Genomic DNA, 15,924 nt, shown 5'->3' on the forward strand with positions numbered 1-15,924 from the left:
GGGATCACCGAAGAATCTGCTGGTCCGGACGCGCCTAGAGGCGCTCCCCGCTGAGCTTCGAGGTGCCGAAGACGCCCATCTTCACCTTGCCGGCCAAGCGGTCGCCGGTGATCTCCAGGTCGTACTTCAGGGTTAGCGGCATCGGCTTGGTGACCTTCATCTCCCATTTCAGCCGGTTGCCTTCGACCACGCCCGCGAAGGCCTGCGAGCCCTGGTCGCTGTCGAGCCGGCCGTTGAGCACGCCGCCGGCGGTTTCGAAGTGGCCGGTCATCTCCTGCGGCCCCGCCGGCGACGCCAGCACCATCTTCCAGGCGCCGTCGATCCCGCCGCCCGTCGCGGCGGCTTCCGCTTCCTTGATCGCCGCCATGGGCCCGCCAGGGAAGGCGGCGGCGCCGGGCGGCACGTCAGCCACGTCGCCCTGAACCGTCGCCGGTCCCGGCTCGGCGGCCGCATGCGACGCGAAGCGGCTGAGCGGCTTCGCTGCGGGCGGCTTGCCGTCGATCACGTCGAGCAGCTTGGCCGGCGTCAGCGGCAGATCGACCGGCACCTCGCCGAACGGGCTGAGCGCATCGGCGATGGCGTTGACCAGGGTCGGCGGGCCGACGATGGCGCCGCCTTCGCCGACGCCGCGCACCCCGACCTCGTTATCTGCCGGCGTCGCCGCCGCGTGCAGGTACTCGAAGTCCGGAATGTCGGAGATGCTCGGCAGCAAATAGTCCTTGTAGGTCGCTGCGATCGGGTTGCCGCGCGAGTCGTAGCCGGCCTCCTCGAGCAGCACCGTGCCGATCGCCTGGGCGAGGCCGCCGGCCACCTGGCCCTCGACCACCGCCGGGTTGATCATCACCCCGCAGTCCTCGCTGGAGATCCAGCGCCTGATCTTCACGAAGCCGGTCTCGGGATCGACCTCGACGAAGCAGGCGTGCGCCGCGCTGGTGAAGGTCATCGGCGGCGGGTCGTAGCGGACCTGGGCCTCGAGGCCGGTGTCCACGCCCGGCGGCAGGCGCGCCGGCTCGCCATAGGCGATCTCCGCGATTTCGCGCAAGGATCGGGACATCTCCGGGGCGCCTGCGACGTGGATCATCCCGTCCTCGATGCGCACGTCATCCGGATTGGCGTTGAGCAGGTGGCCGGCGACGCGACGCACCTTCTCGGAGAGCACCTTGGCCGCCTTCATGGCCGCGCCGCCGGCCAGCACGCCCTGCCGGCTGCCCGCTGCGCCGGGGCTGAAGCCGCTGCGCGAGGAGTCGCCCTCGTAGACGGTGACGTCCTCGTAAGGCACGCCGAGCTGTTCGGCGATCACCTGGGCGATCGTCGTCTGGGTGCCGTGGCCCTGGCTGAAGGAGCTCATGGTCGCGCTCACCTTGCCGGTGGGCTCGACACGGATCTGCGCCGGCTCGCCGGTCATCACCGGCATGCTGCCCGCCGTGCCGGTCGGCTCGATGTAGGCGGCGATGCCGAGGCCCAGATAGCGCCCTTGCTTGCGCGCCTCCGCCTGCTCGGCGCGGAAGGCCGGCACGTCGATGGCCTGCAGGAGGGCCTCCAGGCACTCCGCCGGGCTGATGTCCGCCAGTGGGATGCCCAAGGAGGTGGCGGTCGGCTGGTCGGCCTTGGTGACGAGGTTGCGCCGGCGCAGCTCAATGGGGTCGACGCCGATCTGGCGGGCGGCCTTGTCCAGCAAGGTCTCGCGCGCCAGGCTCTCGATCGCCCAGGGCCCGCGGTAGGCGGCCAGCCCCTGGGTGTTGGTGTACCAGCCGCGGGTCAGGAAGCCGTAGGCCGGCATCTTGTAGGCCGCCCACATGAACATGTGCACCGCGACGTTGGCGTCCGCGCCCTGCGGGAAGGCGCCGTTGTTGCAGCTGTAGTCGCCGTGCGAGGCGATCAGCCGGCCCTCGGCGTCGAAGGCGGCGCGCAGGGTCATTTCCTGCTCACGCGCCTGGTTCGAGGCGGTCAGATTCTCCAGCCGGTCCTCGATCCACTTCAAGGGACGGCCCAGGCGCAGCGCGGCGGCGATCACCGCCATCTCTTCCAGCCATGGGTGGTTCTTGAAACCGAAGGCCCCGCCGACGTCCTTCGCGATGACGCGGACGTCGAAGTTCGGCATGCCGAGCGCAAGCTTCACATAGCGCGCCACCGCGGTCGGGCTCTGGCAGGTGATGTGGAGCAGGAGCTCTTCTTCGCCCTGCATTGAGGCCACCACGCCGCGCGTCTCCATCGGCGACTGGGAAATGCGCTGGTGGGTGATGGTGTGGCTGATCAGGTGCGGCGCGCCGGTCAGCAGGCCTTCGAGGTCCTCGTCGCCCTCCTCGTCGCCCATCTGGGCGGCGATGTTGGATTCGGTGTCCGCATGCACCAGCGGCCCGGTCCGGGCGTCGGCGATGCTGACGACCGGATCCTCTTCCTCGTAGTCGACCAGCACCAGGCCGGCGGCGTCCTCGGCCAGGTAGCGGTTGTCGGCGATCACCAAGGCCACCGGATGGCCCGCGTAGGCGACGCGGTCGGTCGCCAGCGGCGTGGCGGCGACTTCGGTCGGCACCATGAAGAAGCTGTGCATGGTGACCGGCGTGACGGCCAGATCCTCGGCGGTCAGCACCGCGTGCACGCCGGGCAGGTCGCGCGCGGCGGAGGCGTCGATCGCCTTGATGCGGCCCCGGGCCATCGGGCTGCGCACGAAGGCCGCATGCAGCATGCCTGGCAGCACCACGTCGTCGACGTAGGTGCCCTTGCCGGTGAGGAGGCGCGGGTCCTCCTTCCGCGGCATGCGCTGGCCGATGTAGCGCTGAGCTTGAATGGTCACGCGTGGTCTCCCGCGCCCGTCGTCTCGCCGGTCAGCTGGCGGATCGCCCGACGGATGCCCTGGTAGCCGGTGCAGCGGCAGATGTGGCCGGACATGGCGGCCTCGAGGTCCTGGCTCGTCGGCTTGGCCTCGTCGGCGGTCAGCGCCGCCAGCGTCATGACCACGCCGGGCGTGCAGAAGCCGCACTGCAGGCCGTGGTTGTCGCGCAGCGCCTGCTGCACCGGGTGCAGTGTGCCGTCGGCGGCGGCCAAGCCCTCGACGGTGGTGATCTCCGAGCCGTCGACCTGCGCGGCCAGCATCAGGCAGGAGCGCACCGCCACGCCGTCGACGATGACGGTGCAGGCGCCGCAGACGCCATGCTCGCAGCCGAGATGGACGCCGGTGTAGCCGATGTCCATGCGCAGGAAGTCGCCGAGCGTGCGGCGGCCCTCGACGGTGGCCTGGTGTTTGCGGCCGTTGATGACGACCTCGATCTTGTGTTCGCTCATGCCGCCTGCCTCAGGTTCAGCGCTTCGCTCAGGGTCCGCGTGAAGATCCGACCGCCAACGGTGCGGCGGTAATCTGCGGTGGCGTGGTGGTCGTCGAACGGCGCGGTGTCGGCGACCGCCAGTTCGGCGATCGCGCGCGCGTCCAGGCTCTCCAGCGGCTGGCCGATCAGCGCCTGCTCGGCCTGGCGCGCCTTGATCGGCGTCGGTCCCATGCCGAACCAGGCCAGCCCGGCCCGGGCGATCTTGCCGTTCTCGACCACGACCGCGCCGGTCAGGCCGACCAGGGCGAAGTCGCCGGGCCGCCGGGCGACCTCGCGGAAGACGGTGACCGTATGGGCGGGCCAGTCTGGATAGTCGATCGCGGTGATCAGCTCGTCGGGCTCGAGCGTGGTCATATAGGGCCCAAGATAGAGCTGGTCGGCGGCGATGCGGCGCACGCCGCGGGTCGAGCGGACCTCGACCGAGGCGCCCAGCGCCACGGCGGTGGCCGGCATCTCGGCCGCCGGCTCGCCGAGCGCGACCGAGCCGCCAATGGTGCCGCGGTTGCGGGTCTGGTGGTGGCCGACGTGGCGCATGGCGGTGACCAGCACCGGCAGCGCCTTGGCCAGCGTCGGGTCGGCGAGCACCGCGTTCTGCCGGGTGATCGGCCCGACCCGGGTCGCCCCGTCAGCCCGGCTGACGCCCTGCAGCGCGGCGATCCGGTTGATGTCGAGCAGGATGAACGGCTGGCTCATCCGCAGCGCCAGGAGCGGCATCAGCGTCTGGCCGCCGGCGATGACGGTGGCTCCGCCGCCCGCCTCGGTCAGCACCGAGCAGGCCTCCTCGACGGTCTCCGGGGCGAGGTAGTCGAACGGCGCCGGCTTCATTGTTTCGCCTCCTCGACCAGCCGCTTCAGCAGCGCCGGGTCGAGCATCACCACGGGGGCGGCCGTGCGCCGGCCGAATTCGAAGGCCGCCGCGGCGACCACCACCAGCAAGAGGCCGGTCGCCAGGCCCATCCAGTCGGACCCGCCGCCGCCCTGGGCGTCGCCGAGCAGGTAGCCGACCAGGCCGGCGACCACGAGCGCCAGCACCCAGGCGATCGGAACCCCGCCGGCCGGGCGCGCGGCGGGCGCCGCCGCCGCGCTCGGCAGCCGGGCCGGCTCGACGGCGGGACGCGCGCCGGCCGAGGGCGCGGGCTCGGCGGCGGCCGCCGGCGCGCCGACGACCTGGCCGAACTGGTCGAAGAACTTGCCCGCCAGCTGCTTGGCGGTGGCGTCGATGATCGGGCCGCCGAGTTGGGCCAGCCGGCCGCCGACCTGGGCGTCGACGTCGTAGCTCAACAGCGTGCCGCCGGCGCCGTCGTCGGCCAGCCGCACCTTGGCGCCGCCCTTGGCGAAGCCGACGGTGCCGCCCTGGCCCTCGCCGACGATGGTGTAGCCATTCGGCGGATTGAGGTCGGTCAGCGTCACCGCGCCGTTGAAGCGGGCCCCGATCGGGCCGATCTTGACCTCGACGGTCGCCTTCAGCCGGTCGTCGGCTTCTTTCTCGAGGGACTGGCAGCCGGGGATGCAGCGCTTCAGCACGGCCGGATCGTTGAGCGCTTCCCAGACCCGCTGACGCGGCGCCGCGATCCGCTGTTCTCCGCTCATGTTCATGATGCGAACGTCCCCCCACTAGAATTCTATGCCGTGACGGCCGCCGCTGCGGCCGTCCGGAGATGTCTTTAACGCCGTCTAACAGATTGCTGAGCAGTCGCCCAGCGCCTCGCGCGGCGCGGCCGAATGGCGTTCGGCAGAGAAGACGAGCGCGCCTGGAGCGGCGGCGTCAACCCGCGAATCGAACCCGAGCGTCGCCCGCGGCGCTCCGCCTGAGCGTACGTTCAGAATGCGCGCGTGGGAAGGGGGCGCGAGTCAGATCCGGTCGAGGCCGTTGATGCGGCCCATCACCTGCGGGCGGAAGCCGAACAGGGTCTGCAGGGTCTCCGAGCCGAACTGGCGGACCGCCGGGTTCAGCGAGAGGAACCAGTTCTCCTGCGGCAGGTAGATCGGCAGGGTGTACCAGCTGAAGATTCCGGCCCGCTGCACGCCGTTGCGGTTGACGCCGTTGGTGTGCAGCAGCCGGCCTTCCATGACGATGGCCGAGCCTGCGGGCGCCTCCAGCGGGACGAGTTTGTCCCCCAGGTCCTGGCCCTGCCCCTGGCCGTCCCAGTGGTTGCTGCCGGCGATGTAGCAGGTGGCGCCGTTCTCGGCGGTGAAGTCGTCGACGCACCAGGCCACGTTGACGCCCAGCGGCCGGCTCCACGGCGGCGGCATATAGCCCTGGTCGGCGTGCAGGATCATGCTCTGGCCGCCGCCGGCGGTGATGTTGGCCGACATGCTGGACAGCAGCGCCGGCCAGCCCAGCACCTGTTTCACGAAGTGCATCGCCACCGGGTGCTCGACCAGGTCGCAGAACACCGGATCGCGGCTCGGCAGGTTCCAGACCCGCTGGTTGACGTGGTCGTCGCCGCCGTACTGGTACTGCTGGGCCCAGCCATAGGTGCGGTCCGCCTCGGCCGCGCGGTAGAGCGCGGTGCGCACTTCCGCCAGCTTCGCGACCTCCAGGGCGTTCTCGATGATGCAGGCGCCATGGACATTCAGGTCCGCCAGCGCCTTGTCGAGATCCGTCGTCGGTTGCGGCCGAGCCGCGGTCGCCGTGTCCGCCATGAACACTTCATCCCTGCGATCGTGTTATTGCGACGAAGCATGTGCATTTGCGCGGCGTAAGTCAAATGTCTTAGATCGTGCGCCAGCGCCCTCGACGGGGCCGCGCCGATCGCCTAACCGTGGGCCTCGGATTTGCCGATCGGAGCCACGGTGGCGCAGCCGCAGAGACGCGAAGACAGGTCGTCGGCGGAGCGGATTCTCGCCGTCGCCGAGACGTTGTTCGGGCGGCACGGAGTGGACGGGGTGTCCCTGCGCCAGATCGGCGCCGCCGCGGGATCGAGCAACAACTACGCCGTCCAGTACCACTTCGGCGATGCGGCCGGCCTGGTGAAGGCCATCCTCACCCGGCGGATGACCGAGGTGGAGGACCTGCAGCAAGCGCTGCTCGAACGCCTCGAAGCGGAAGGCCGCTCGCACGAGGTCCGCGCCCTCCTCGACGTCTTCCTCAAGCCGCTGCTGCAGCCGGTCGACGGCGACGGCCAGCGGGTCTACGCGCGGTTCATCGTCGCCCTGCTGAACTCTCCCGATGGCCCCCGCCACTTCAAGGATCTGTTCCACCTGGCGCCGACGGCCGTGCGACTGCAGCGCCTGTTGCAGGCCGCGCTCCCGGACGCGCCGCCGCTGGTGCTTTCAGAACGCCTGCGCCTGATCGCCATCATGGTGCTGGCCAGCGTCTTCAACCGGGTGGCGCCGGCGGCAGATCCAGGCACGGATGCAGGCTTGATCGACGACGCCCTCGACGTCGCCGCGAGCGGACTTTCCGCCCCGGTCGGACCGTCGTTGATCCGCTAGACGGGGCGGCGTCCAGCGCACACGAAAACGGCCCCCGAGCACAGGCTCGCAGGGCCGTCGGCTGGAGCGAGGAGACGCGCCTCTACTGGAAGCGCCGTGAGAAGCTGACCACGAAGGTCCGCGGCTCGCCCGGCGTGGTGCGCGTCGTCGACGCCGTCGGGAAATAGCGCTTGTTGAACAGGTTGCGCACGTTCGCCTGGGCCTGCCAGTCGCCGAAGCTGTAGTAGGCGGCGGCGTCCACCAGGGTGTAGCCGTCGAGGTAGAAGGTCGGCGACGCAGCCGAGGCGGTGCTCGCCGGGCGGTTGCTCTCATAGTGCGCGCCAAGCGCCAGCCCGAGGTTCTCCAGCGGGCCATCCTGGAAGGTGTAGCGACCCCAGACGTTGAAGATGTGACGCGGCGTGCTGGCCAGCCGCGCGCCGACCAGCAGGCGGCTGTCGGCGGTGACCTTGGCGTCGAGGTAGGTGTAGGCCGTCGTCAGCTCCACCCCGGGCGCGGGCCGCCAGGCGCCTTCAAGCTCGACGCCGCGGGTGCGCTGCTCGCCGGTCAGCACATAGGTGTTGGGCGGCGCCATTGGCGTCAGGTCGGCGGTGGCGACATTGGTCCGGGTCAGTTGGAAGATCGTGAGCATGCCCGAGAGCGCGCCGTTCGGCTGGGCGACCTTCAGCCCGCCCTCGTAGTTGACCCCGCGTTCGGGCGGCAAGGTCGAGCCGTCCGAGGCTTTGTAGGTCCCCTGCGGGCTGAACGACTTGGCGTAGTTGACGTAGAGGGCGGCGCCCGGGGTCAGCTTGTAGGTGGCGCCGGCGCGGGGGCTGAAGGCGCTGTCGCTCACCTTCGGGTTGGCGACGCCGTTGTTGTTGATCTTGCTGGTCGCCGTGTCCCAGCGGCCGCCGAGGGTGACGGCGATCCGCTCGCCGAGATTGACGTGGTCCTGCACATAGACGCCGCTCTGCTCGGTGCGGGACGCGTAGGTGGTGCCCGGGACCGCCGGGTTCGGCGACCGCACCGTGCCGTAGCCCGGATTGAAGATGTCGAGGAAGTAGGGGCCGGGGTCGAACAGGTTGGTCTGATCCGACCGCCGCTCGCCGTAATCGGCGCCGGCCAGCACATGGTGATCGGCCGGACCGGTCGCGAAGTTCAGGCTGAGATTGCTATCGACCCGGAAATACTTCCCGTGCTCGTTGAACGGCCCGTAGTAGAAGCGCCCTACCTGCGTGAAGTCGGCCGTGGTCGAGCTGACGAACAGCCAGCGGTCCCAGCTGTTGTGAAAATCCTGGTAGCGCAGGGACTGATGGAAGGAGACCACGTCGTTGAACTTGTGGTCGACGACGTAACCCAGGTTCCAGTACTCGTTCTTCTGGATGGCCGGGTACTTCGCGTCGTTGATCGACAGCTTGATGGAAATCGGCCCGTTCGGATTGGGCAGCGCCGTGCCGTAGGCGGTGGTCGGCGACCAGGGATTGATGTCGTCGTCGACATAGCGGCCGAGGATGGTGAGGGTGGTGTCCGGGGTGACCTGCCAGGTGAGCGCCGGCGCGACATAGACGCGCCGCTGGCCCGAGGCGCGCACGAAGAAGTCCTGGTCGCGATAGATCATGCTCAGCCGGCCAGCCAGGGTGTCGGTCAGCGGCGTGTTGGCGTCGACGCCGAGCTCCACCAGGTCGTAGGAGCCGAGCGCCGCCGAGACGTCGACGAAGCGCTCGGCCTGCGGCCGCTTGCTGATCAGGTTGACGATGCCGGAGAGCGGGCCCTGGCCGTAGAGGCCTGAGGCCGGCCCCTTGACCACCTCGACGCGCTCGAGCCCCAGCAGTTCGCTGGCGCCGTAGCCGGTGTCGTCCAGCAGGCCGTCGAGGTAGGTCGCGCCGGTCGAGCCGTTGAACCCTCGGATGTTGAAGCCGTCGAAGAAGCCGTAGGTGTTGTTGCGCGACACGCCGGCGACGTTGAACAGCACGTCGGGCAGCCGGCGCAGGCCCTGCTCGCGGATCAGCTGCTGGTCGACGACCGAGATGGCCTGGCTGCTTTCGAGCACGGGAATCTCGGCCTTGGACGAGAGCGCCGGCGCCAGCGCGCTGGCCGTCACCACCAACTCGCTGACCCGGCCCGACTCCGCCGCGTCTTCCGCGTGCGCGCCGCTCGCCGCCAGGATTCCGATCGCCGCCGCCCAGCGGCCGACTCCACTACCGCGCATCGCATTCCCCCAAGGCCTCAACTAGAGCACGGGGAGTTATTGCATTTGCGAGTTAGTTGCAACATTCGACTGCCGAGCTATCGAGCGGCGCCTGAACATCAAGGCGCACGGCTACGGCCTGAGCGAATGGTCCACGCGCGCGACTGCCGCTTCGCCACAGCCGATCCCAGCCGCACGCTGCAAGGGTCCGAGCGCCGAGGCCCGCGAACGCGGCGGGCCCTATATCCTGACCGCCTCGCGCCCGTTCTGACGCGGTCGGCTGGGGTCTCGGCTCAGGCGATGGCGCCGGCCGACTTCAGGCGCTCGATCCGCTCCCAGTCCAGCCCGAGTTCCAGCAGCACGGCCTCGGTGTGCTCCGAGGCCTGCGGCGCGCGGGTGCTCTGGACCGGTTCGCCATTGAACTGGACCGGCCCGCGCGCCAGCTGGATCGGCGCCCCTCCGTCGGCGGCTTCGACCTCGAACAGCATGTCGTTGGCCAGCGCCTGCTCGTCCGAGGCCAGGTCGAGCAGGCTTTGCGCCGCCGCCCACTGGCCCTTCAGGGTCTTCAGATGCTCGCGCCAGAAGCCGAAGGGCCGGGCGGCGAAGGCCCCGGCGAACGCCCCGCCGAGCACCGCGCCATTGGCCGTCAGCGCCTGCAGGTCGGCGAACCGCGGGTCGCCGATGAAGTCGTTCAGCCCCAGATGGGCGAAGGTGTCGGCGATGTAGGGATCCGGCTGCAGCATGAAGAGCGTGATCGAACCCCCGTCCGAGGTCCGGTAGCTGCCGACGAACGGATTGTACGGGCCGCAGCCCGACTTCGGCACGACGTTGCGCACGACCTGGCCGGTCTGGATGCAGGTGTCGAGGCCGGCGCCCGCCGCCCACCAGGCGGTGCTCAGCAGGGAGACGTCGACCTCCAGCGCCTCGCCGGTGCGGTCGCGGTGCCGCAGCGCGGCGGCGACGCCGCCGGCGATGTTCATGCCGCCGATGGAGTCGCCAAACCCGCCGATGTTAAGGGCGAGCGGCACCTCGAACTCCGGCGGCGTGATGGTGTGGGCCAGGCCGCTGTGCACCCAGAAGGCGGTGCCGTCGAAGCCGCTGCGCTCGCGGTCCGGCCCCTTGTCGCCGTAGGCGGTGCCGCGCGCATAGATGATGTCGGGGTTCGCCGCACGGATGTGCTCGAGGTCGATCTTCAGCTTCTGCCGGGCCCGCGGCAGATAGCTGGTCGTGAAGACGTCCGCCGTCTTGGCGATCTCGTAGATCAGCGCCTGTCCCTCCGGCGTGGAGATGTCGACGCCGACGCTGCGCTTGCCGCGGTTGGGATGCTCGACCATCGGGTTGCGGGCCGGATCGAGCGGCGTGCCGCCGAAGCTGGCGAAGCCCCGCTGCCCGTCGCCGCGCCCCGGATGCTCGATCTTGATGACGTCGGCGCCCCAGTCGGCAAGGATCGCGCCGGCGGACGGCACGAGGATGAACTGCGCGACCTCGAGCACCCTGACGCCCTGCATCACCTTGGCGGTCATGGCTCCACACCTTCCCTGAGTTGCGCCCCGCCGATCAGCCGATCATGCGGACCAATGCGGCGGCGTTCTTGAAACAGTTGAAGACGATCCGGAGAAAAACTCTCCGACGTCCTTGGGAAGCTTGCCCGCGGCGGCCTGGGCGACCTTGTATTCCATGATGCAGCCCGCCTTGAACTGAGCGAGCACCAGGTAGTAGTCGAACTCGGACATGTCGCGCCCGGTCCCGGCCGCGTAGTAGCGGGCGATCTCCTGCCGGCTCGGCCAGTGGACCGAGCCCTGCACCGAATCGACCGGCGTATCGGGCATGCGCTCGTCGCGCAGGCCGTTCGAGAACCAGGCCAGGTCGATCAGCGGATCGCCGATGGTCGACAGCTCCCAGTCGAGCAGGGCCACGATCCGCACCGGCGGGTCGGGACGGAACATCATGTTGGTGGTGCCGATGTCGCCGTGCAGGATCCCCGACCGGAAGCCCTTGGGCGTGCTGGCGCGCAGCCAGCCCTCGACCTCCGCGTAGCCCGGCAGATCGCGTCCCGCGTAGCCGTAACGGCCCTTGTAGGAGGCCAGCTGGCTCGCCCAGCGGTCGACCTGCCGCTCCAGGAAGCCGTCCGGCTTGCCGAAATCCCCGAGCCCGACCGCCCGGTAGTCGACATTGGCCAGCGCCACCAGCGCGTCGGTGATCGCGAAGGGGATGCCGTACTCGAACGGCATCCGGTCGAACGGCGCCTGGTGTTGGACCTTGCGGTCGACCACCTTGCCCGACCAGCCGCTGACCCGCTCCATCACGTAGAACGGCGCGCCGATCACCGCGTCGTCGTCGCAGACGCCGTAGCAGCGCGGATGCGGCGCCGGCGTGCCGTCGAGCGCGGCCAGCACGCGCGCCTCGCGCAGCACGGTCCGCTCGCTGCCCGGCGGCGGGACCGTCGGCGGCCGTCGCAGCACCATGGTCTCCGGCCCGCCGCGGTCGAGGCTGATGACGACGTTGGAGAAGCCACCGTGGATCAGCTCGGCGGCGAGCGGCCCGCTCCCCAGTTGCGGCACATGCACGTCGAGCCATTCCGCCAGCCGCGGAACGTCGACCAATTCGGCGAGGCTGTAGCCCATGGACATCGGTCAGCTGCTCCTGGCGCGCAGATGCGCCTCGATCTGGGTCCGCAGCGCGTGCAGCTCGGTGGCGAGGCGCTCGCACTGCGACGCGTCGACGTCGGGGAAGGCGGCGTCGGCGGCCGCCAGGGCGCGCGCGTCGGCCTCGCCCTTCAGCTTCCGGCCAGCCGCGGTGGCGCGCAGCACCTGGGCGCGCTTGTGATGGGGATTGGCCGCGGGCTCGATCAACCCGCCGTCGGTCAGCGCGTTCGCCGCGCGCTGGATCACCTGCCGCGGATGTCCGAGGCTGCGGCCGATCTGCGGCACCGTCGGCGGCGTGCGCGCCTCCGCCACCGCCGTCAGCACGGTCAGCTCCATCGGCGACAGCCCCGCGGCCGCCGTCACCGTGGCGAACACGCCGCGCAGCCGCGCGCCCAGGCGGATGACCTCGTCGATCATCTGGATCATCGGGTTCGAGATCAGCGACGCAGACGAGCCCGGGGCGCCGGCCCCGACGTCAGGATCGGTCTCCGCGTTCAGCGGACGCACGATAGCTTGCGGCAGCGCAGACCCGCCGAGCGCGCGGCTCATCCGTCTTCCTCCCTGCGACCTCGGTTGGAGGTCGCCGCCGCGCCTCTCGAGGGCGCTTAAGATGACACCAAGGTGTCATCCTCAGTCGGAGGCGTCAAATCACCAAACCGCCTCAGTGGAAGGTCCGGCCGCCGTCCGCCGCCAGCACCACGCCGGTGATGTAGGAGGCCTCGCGGCTCGACAGGAAGGCGATCGCCTGGGCGACCTCCGTGGCGTCGGCGGCGCGCTTCAGGGCGTACTGCGCAAGGAACGGCGGCGGCGGGTCGCCGGAAGAGTGACCCTGCAGCAGCCCCGCGGTCATCGGGGTGCTGGCCAGGCCGGGGCACACCACATTGGCGCGGATCTGCGGCGCGAGCTCGGCGGCCAGCGCCTTGGTGAAGGAGATCAGCCCGCCCTTCGAGGCGGCGTAGGCCGACACCCCCGGCCCGGTGGGCAACAGCGCCATGCCGCTCGCGACGTTGACGATCGAGGCGTCCGCCTGCCCCTGCAGCCAGGGCAAGGCCGCACGACAGACCCGGTACGGCGCGCTGAGATTGACCGCCAGGACGCGCTCCCACTCAGCCGGCTCGAGCGTTTCCAGACGCGCGCCGTGACCGACGCCGGCGCAGTTGATCACCCCGTCCAGCCCGCCCAGCGCCGCCGCGGCCGCCGCCACCGAGCCGTCGATCGCCGCCCCGTCGCGCAGGTCGGCGACGAACGGCCGCCCGCCGGTCTCCGCGGCGGCCCGCTCCAGGCCCGCGTGATCGAGGTCGACCAGCGCCAGCGCCGCCCCGCCCTCGGCGAGCAGCCGCGCCGTCGCCAGGCCGATGCCCGAGGCCGCGCCGGTCAGATAGATGCGCCGGCCCTGAAAGCGGGCGTTACGATCGTGCGGTCGTTCGCGATCCATCGTCGGGCGCTCCCGGGGCCCCGCGGGTCAGGGCGATCCGCCAGTATGGCCACGGACCGTGGCCCTCGGCCACACCCCCGCCCACGCGACAGGAGCGAAGCGGCTGCGCGCCTTGGCCGCAGCCTCGCCGCGCCGCGACGCCGGGTTTGCGGCCCAAAGCGTCAACGAAACGCCAGATTCCAAGCCCGTTAGTCAGCCGCAATGAAGAGGGATTTCTGATGAGCATGGAGGCGGGCTTCGAGCACCGGGAACACAGCGCGTTCGGCTGGCTCGAACGGATCTGGGACCGCGCCGGCCAGCTCGCCCCGATGCTTTCCAGCGGCCTGCCTCGTCGGCCGCTCACCGCGGCCGGGTTCGCCGCCGGGGCCAGCCTCTTGCTCGGCGCCGCATTCGCGCTCAGAGGCCGCCCCGCGCAGTCGCCCGACCAGACGTCGGAAGAGATCATCGCCCGCGCGCTCTGTCGCGAGGACCCCGAGACCCCGACTCATCGTGGACCGCTTTGGACTGGCTACCGCAAGGATGCGCGCCGGGTCCTCGCCGCGCTCCGCGAGGCCGGACTGCTGGTCGGTCCGACAGGTCCAACTCCGCAATAGAGGTCCAGGCGCCGGCCTGGGATCAGCAAGGGCGTCTGCGAGCTCGACCACGCCCCCGTTGGCGCGGAGCGCGGCAGAGGGCGCAAGCCGGAACGCGAAAACGGCCCCGGAGCTTGCGCTCGCGGGGCCGTTCGAAGTTTGGGTGCGGGGACAGGATTTGAACCTGTGACCTTCAGGTTATGAGCCTGACGAGCTACCGGACTGCTCCACCCCGCGGCAATACCGGGTCGGATTGTGATGAGAAGGTTGGATGATCATGCGTATCGTCTTGGTAGACCTGGCGGCGACCTACTCTCCCGCGCCTTAAGACGAAGTACCATCGGCCCAGAGGGGCTTAACGACCGAGTTCGGAATGGGATCGGGTGGGGACCCCCCGGCAAAACCACCAGGTCAACGAAGACGATACGCTGTGAAGACATCGGTTCCTGCGGTTGGGCAGGATGTCCGGCAGGACAAAGCTCAAGTTCATGAGTTTTGATAAGAACGATCAAGCCGATCGAGCGATTAGTACCAGTAAGCTCCATGCCTCGCGGCACTTCCACACCTGGCCTATCAACGTGGTGGTCTACCACGGCTCTCGGCGAAGCCTTGTTTTGAGGTTAGTTTCCCGCTTAGATGCTTTCAGCGGTTATCTATTCCACACTTAGCTACCCTGCTGCGCGGCTGGCGCCACGACAGGTCCACCAGAGGTGTGTCCATCCCGGTCCTCTCGTACTAGGGACAGATCCTCTCAAGCTTCGTACACCCACGGCAGATAGGGACCAAACTGTCTCACGACGTTCTGAACCCAGCTCACGTACCACTTTAATCGGCGAACAGCCGAACCCTTGGGACCTGCTCCAGCCCCAGGATGTGATGAGCCGACATCGAGGTGCCAAACTTTGCCGTCGCTGTGGACGCTTGGGCAAAATCAGCCTGTTATCCCTAGAGTACCTTTTATTCGTTGAGCGATGGCCCTTCCACGCAGAACCACCGGATCACTATGGCCGACTTTCGTCTCTGATCGACTTGTCAGTCTCTCAGTCAGGCGGGCTTATGCCATTGCACTCGACGAGCGATTTCCGACCGCTCTGAGCCCACCATCGCGCGCCTCCGTTACACTTTGGGAGGCGACCGCCCCAGTCAAACTACCCGCCACGCCATGTCCCGGATCCGGATAACGGACCGCGGTTAGACGTCAGTAACAACAAGGGTGGTATTTCAAGGTTGGCTCCCCCGAAGCTGGCGCCCCGGATTCATAGCCTCCCACCTATCCTACACATGTTGTCACTAACGCCAAGGCGAAGCTGTAGTAAAGGTTCATAGGGTCTTTCCGTCTGACCGCGGGAACCCCGCATCTTCACGGGGAATTCAATTTCGCTGAGCCTATGCTGGAGACAGCGGGGAAGTCGTTACGCCATTCGTGCAGGTCGGAACTTACCCGACAAGGAATTTCGCTACCTTAGGACCGTTATAGTTACGGCCGCCGTTTACCGGGGCTTCAATTCGGAGCTTGCACCCCTCCTTTTAACCTTCCGGCACCGGGCAGGCGTCAGACCCTATACGTCGCCTTGCGGCTTCGCAGAGCCCTGTGTTTTTGATAAACAGTCGCTACCCCCTGGCCTGTGCCACTCAGTCTTGCTTGCGCAAGGTGAGTCACGCTTATCCCGAAGTTACGCGTGCAATTTGCCGAGTTCCTTCAGCATAGTTCTCTCAAGCGCCTTGGTATACTCTACCTGTCCACCTGTGTCGGTTTCGGGTACGGTCTCCGTTGGAGTTATTTCCAGGAACCCCTTCACTGCCAGGAGCAATCCAATAAGCCCTAACAATTTACGGGATTCGTCACTTCCAACTGGCCCAGGAATATTCACCTGGTTCCCATCGACTACGCCTTTCGGCCTCGCCTTAGGGGCCGGCTAACCCTGCGCAGATTAGCTTTACGCAGGAACCCTTGGACTTTCGGCGAGAGTGTCTCTCACACTCTTTGTCGCTACTCATGTCAGCATTCTCACTTCCGATACCTCCAGCCAGCCTCACAGCTGACCTTCACAGGCTTACGGAACGCTCCGCTACCGCTTGCAGTAAACTGCAAACCCATACCTTCGGCGCACGGCTTGAGCCCCGTTACATTTTCCGCGCAGGATCGCTTGACCAGTGAGCTGTTACGCTTTCTTTAAATGATGGCTGCTTCTAAGCCAACATCCTGGTTGTCAAAGCAATCCCACATCGTTTCCCACTTAGCCGTGACTTGGGGGCCTTAGATGATGGTTAGGGTTGTTTCCCTTTTCACGACGGACGTTAGCACCCGCCGTGTGTCTGCCGGATAGTTCTCTTGGGTATTCGGAGTT

The 15,924-nt window shown here is 68.4% G+C and carries 12 protein-coding genes, 1 tRNA gene and 2 rRNA genes (1 of these 15 running past the window's edge); 2 read left to right on the forward strand and 13 right to left on the reverse strand.

Going from position 1 to position 15,924, the window contains the following annotated elements:
• Positions 1-34: 34 nt before the first annotated feature.
• The 5 genes from ACSQ14_RS15700 to ACSQ14_RS15720 all read right to left on the reverse strand — a co-directional run bounded on the left by ACSQ14_RS15700 (position 35) and on the right by ACSQ14_RS15720 (position 5,968).
• Positions 35-2,794 carry a xanthine dehydrogenase family protein molybdopterin-binding subunit gene (locus ACSQ14_RS15700; RefSeq protein ID WP_436014395.1) on the reverse strand — a complete coding sequence of 920 codons (2,760 nt, stop codon included), beginning with the start codon at positions 2,792-2,794 and terminating at the stop codon, positions 35-37.
• Positions 2,791-3,282, reverse strand: coding sequence for a (2Fe-2S)-binding protein (locus ACSQ14_RS15705; RefSeq protein WP_436014397.1), 492 nt, complete (start codon positions 3,280-3,282; stop codon positions 2,791-2,793). Before ACSQ14_RS15705 ends, ACSQ14_RS15700 begins: the two co-directional genes overlap by 4 nt.
• Entirely contained in the window at positions 3,279-4,148 is an 870-nt protein-coding gene (locus ACSQ14_RS15710; RefSeq protein ID WP_436014399.1) for an FAD binding domain-containing protein, read from the reverse strand. The genes ACSQ14_RS15705 and ACSQ14_RS15710 overlap by 4 nt, the downstream gene beginning before the upstream one ends.
• Positions 4,145-4,918 carry an SRPBCC family protein gene (locus ACSQ14_RS15715; RefSeq protein WP_436014401.1) on the reverse strand — a complete coding sequence of 258 codons (774 nt, stop codon included), beginning with the start codon at positions 4,916-4,918 and terminating at the stop codon, positions 4,145-4,147. The genes ACSQ14_RS15710 and ACSQ14_RS15715 overlap by 4 nt, the downstream gene beginning before the upstream one ends.
• A gap of 255 nt (positions 4,919-5,173) precedes the next feature.
• Positions 5,174-5,968, reverse strand: a complete 795-nt coding sequence (locus tag ACSQ14_RS15720; RefSeq protein ID WP_436014403.1) for a phytanoyl-CoA dioxygenase family protein — start codon at positions 5,966-5,968, stop codon at positions 5,174-5,176.
• Positions 5,969-6,118: 150 nt separating this feature from the next.
• On the opposite strand from ACSQ14_RS15720, the gene ACSQ14_RS15725 reads away from it, so the two are divergent.
• Positions 6,119-6,760, forward strand: coding sequence for a TetR/AcrR family transcriptional regulator (locus ACSQ14_RS15725; protein WP_436014405.1), 642 nt, complete (start codon positions 6,119-6,121; stop codon positions 6,758-6,760).
• Positions 6,761-6,842: 82 nt separating this feature from the next.
• On the opposite strand, the gene ACSQ14_RS15730 is transcribed toward ACSQ14_RS15725, so the two are convergent.
• The 5 genes from ACSQ14_RS15730 to ACSQ14_RS15750 form a co-directional block, all read right to left on the reverse strand.
• Positions 6,843-8,945, reverse strand: a complete 2,103-nt coding sequence (locus ACSQ14_RS15730; protein WP_436014407.1) for a TonB-dependent siderophore receptor — start codon at positions 8,943-8,945, stop codon at positions 6,843-6,845.
• A 272-nt stretch (positions 8,946-9,217) separates the two neighbouring features.
• Complete coding sequence (locus ACSQ14_RS15735) at positions 9,218-10,447, reverse strand: CaiB/BaiF CoA transferase family protein (RefSeq protein ID WP_436014409.1); 1,230 nt, start codon at positions 10,445-10,447, stop codon at positions 9,218-9,220.
• 42 nt (positions 10,448-10,489) lie between these two features.
• Positions 10,490-11,554, reverse strand: coding sequence for a phosphotransferase family protein (locus tag ACSQ14_RS15740; protein WP_436014411.1), 1,065 nt, complete (start codon positions 11,552-11,554; stop codon positions 10,490-10,492).
• Positions 11,555-11,557: 3 nt separating this feature from the next.
• Positions 11,558-12,118: a MarR family winged helix-turn-helix transcriptional regulator gene (locus ACSQ14_RS15745; RefSeq protein WP_436014413.1), complete on the reverse strand. Its 561-nt coding sequence runs from the start codon at positions 12,116-12,118 to the stop codon at positions 11,558-11,560.
• 112 nt (positions 12,119-12,230) lie between these two features.
• Complete coding sequence (locus tag ACSQ14_RS15750) at positions 12,231-13,004, reverse strand: SDR family NAD(P)-dependent oxidoreductase (protein ID WP_436014415.1); 774 nt, start codon at positions 13,002-13,004, stop codon at positions 12,231-12,233.
• 218 nt (positions 13,005-13,222) lie between these two features.
• Between ACSQ14_RS15750 and ACSQ14_RS15755 the strand changes: the two genes are divergently transcribed.
• On the forward strand, positions 13,223-13,597 hold the full coding sequence (locus ACSQ14_RS15755; RefSeq protein ID WP_436014417.1) for a hypothetical protein: 375 nt from the start codon (positions 13,223-13,225) through the stop codon (positions 13,595-13,597).
• 139 nt (positions 13,598-13,736) lie between these two features.
• Here the strand turns inward: ACSQ14_RS15755 and ACSQ14_RS15760 are convergent.
• The 3 genes from ACSQ14_RS15760 to ACSQ14_RS15770 all read right to left on the reverse strand — a co-directional run.
• Positions 13,737-13,813 (reverse strand) — tRNA-Met (locus ACSQ14_RS15760).
• Between the two features lie 59 nt (positions 13,814-13,872).
• A 5S ribosomal RNA gene (gene rrf, locus ACSQ14_RS15765) occupies positions 13,873-13,987 on the reverse strand.
• Between the two features lie 93 nt (positions 13,988-14,080).
• Positions 14,081-15,924, reverse strand: a 23S ribosomal RNA gene (locus ACSQ14_RS15770); it runs 946 nt beyond the window's last position.

This window comes from Phenylobacterium sp. LjRoot219, assembly GCF_964252995.1.
In the GTDB taxonomy this organism is placed as follows: Bacteria; Pseudomonadota; Alphaproteobacteria; order Caulobacterales; family Caulobacteraceae; genus Phenylobacterium.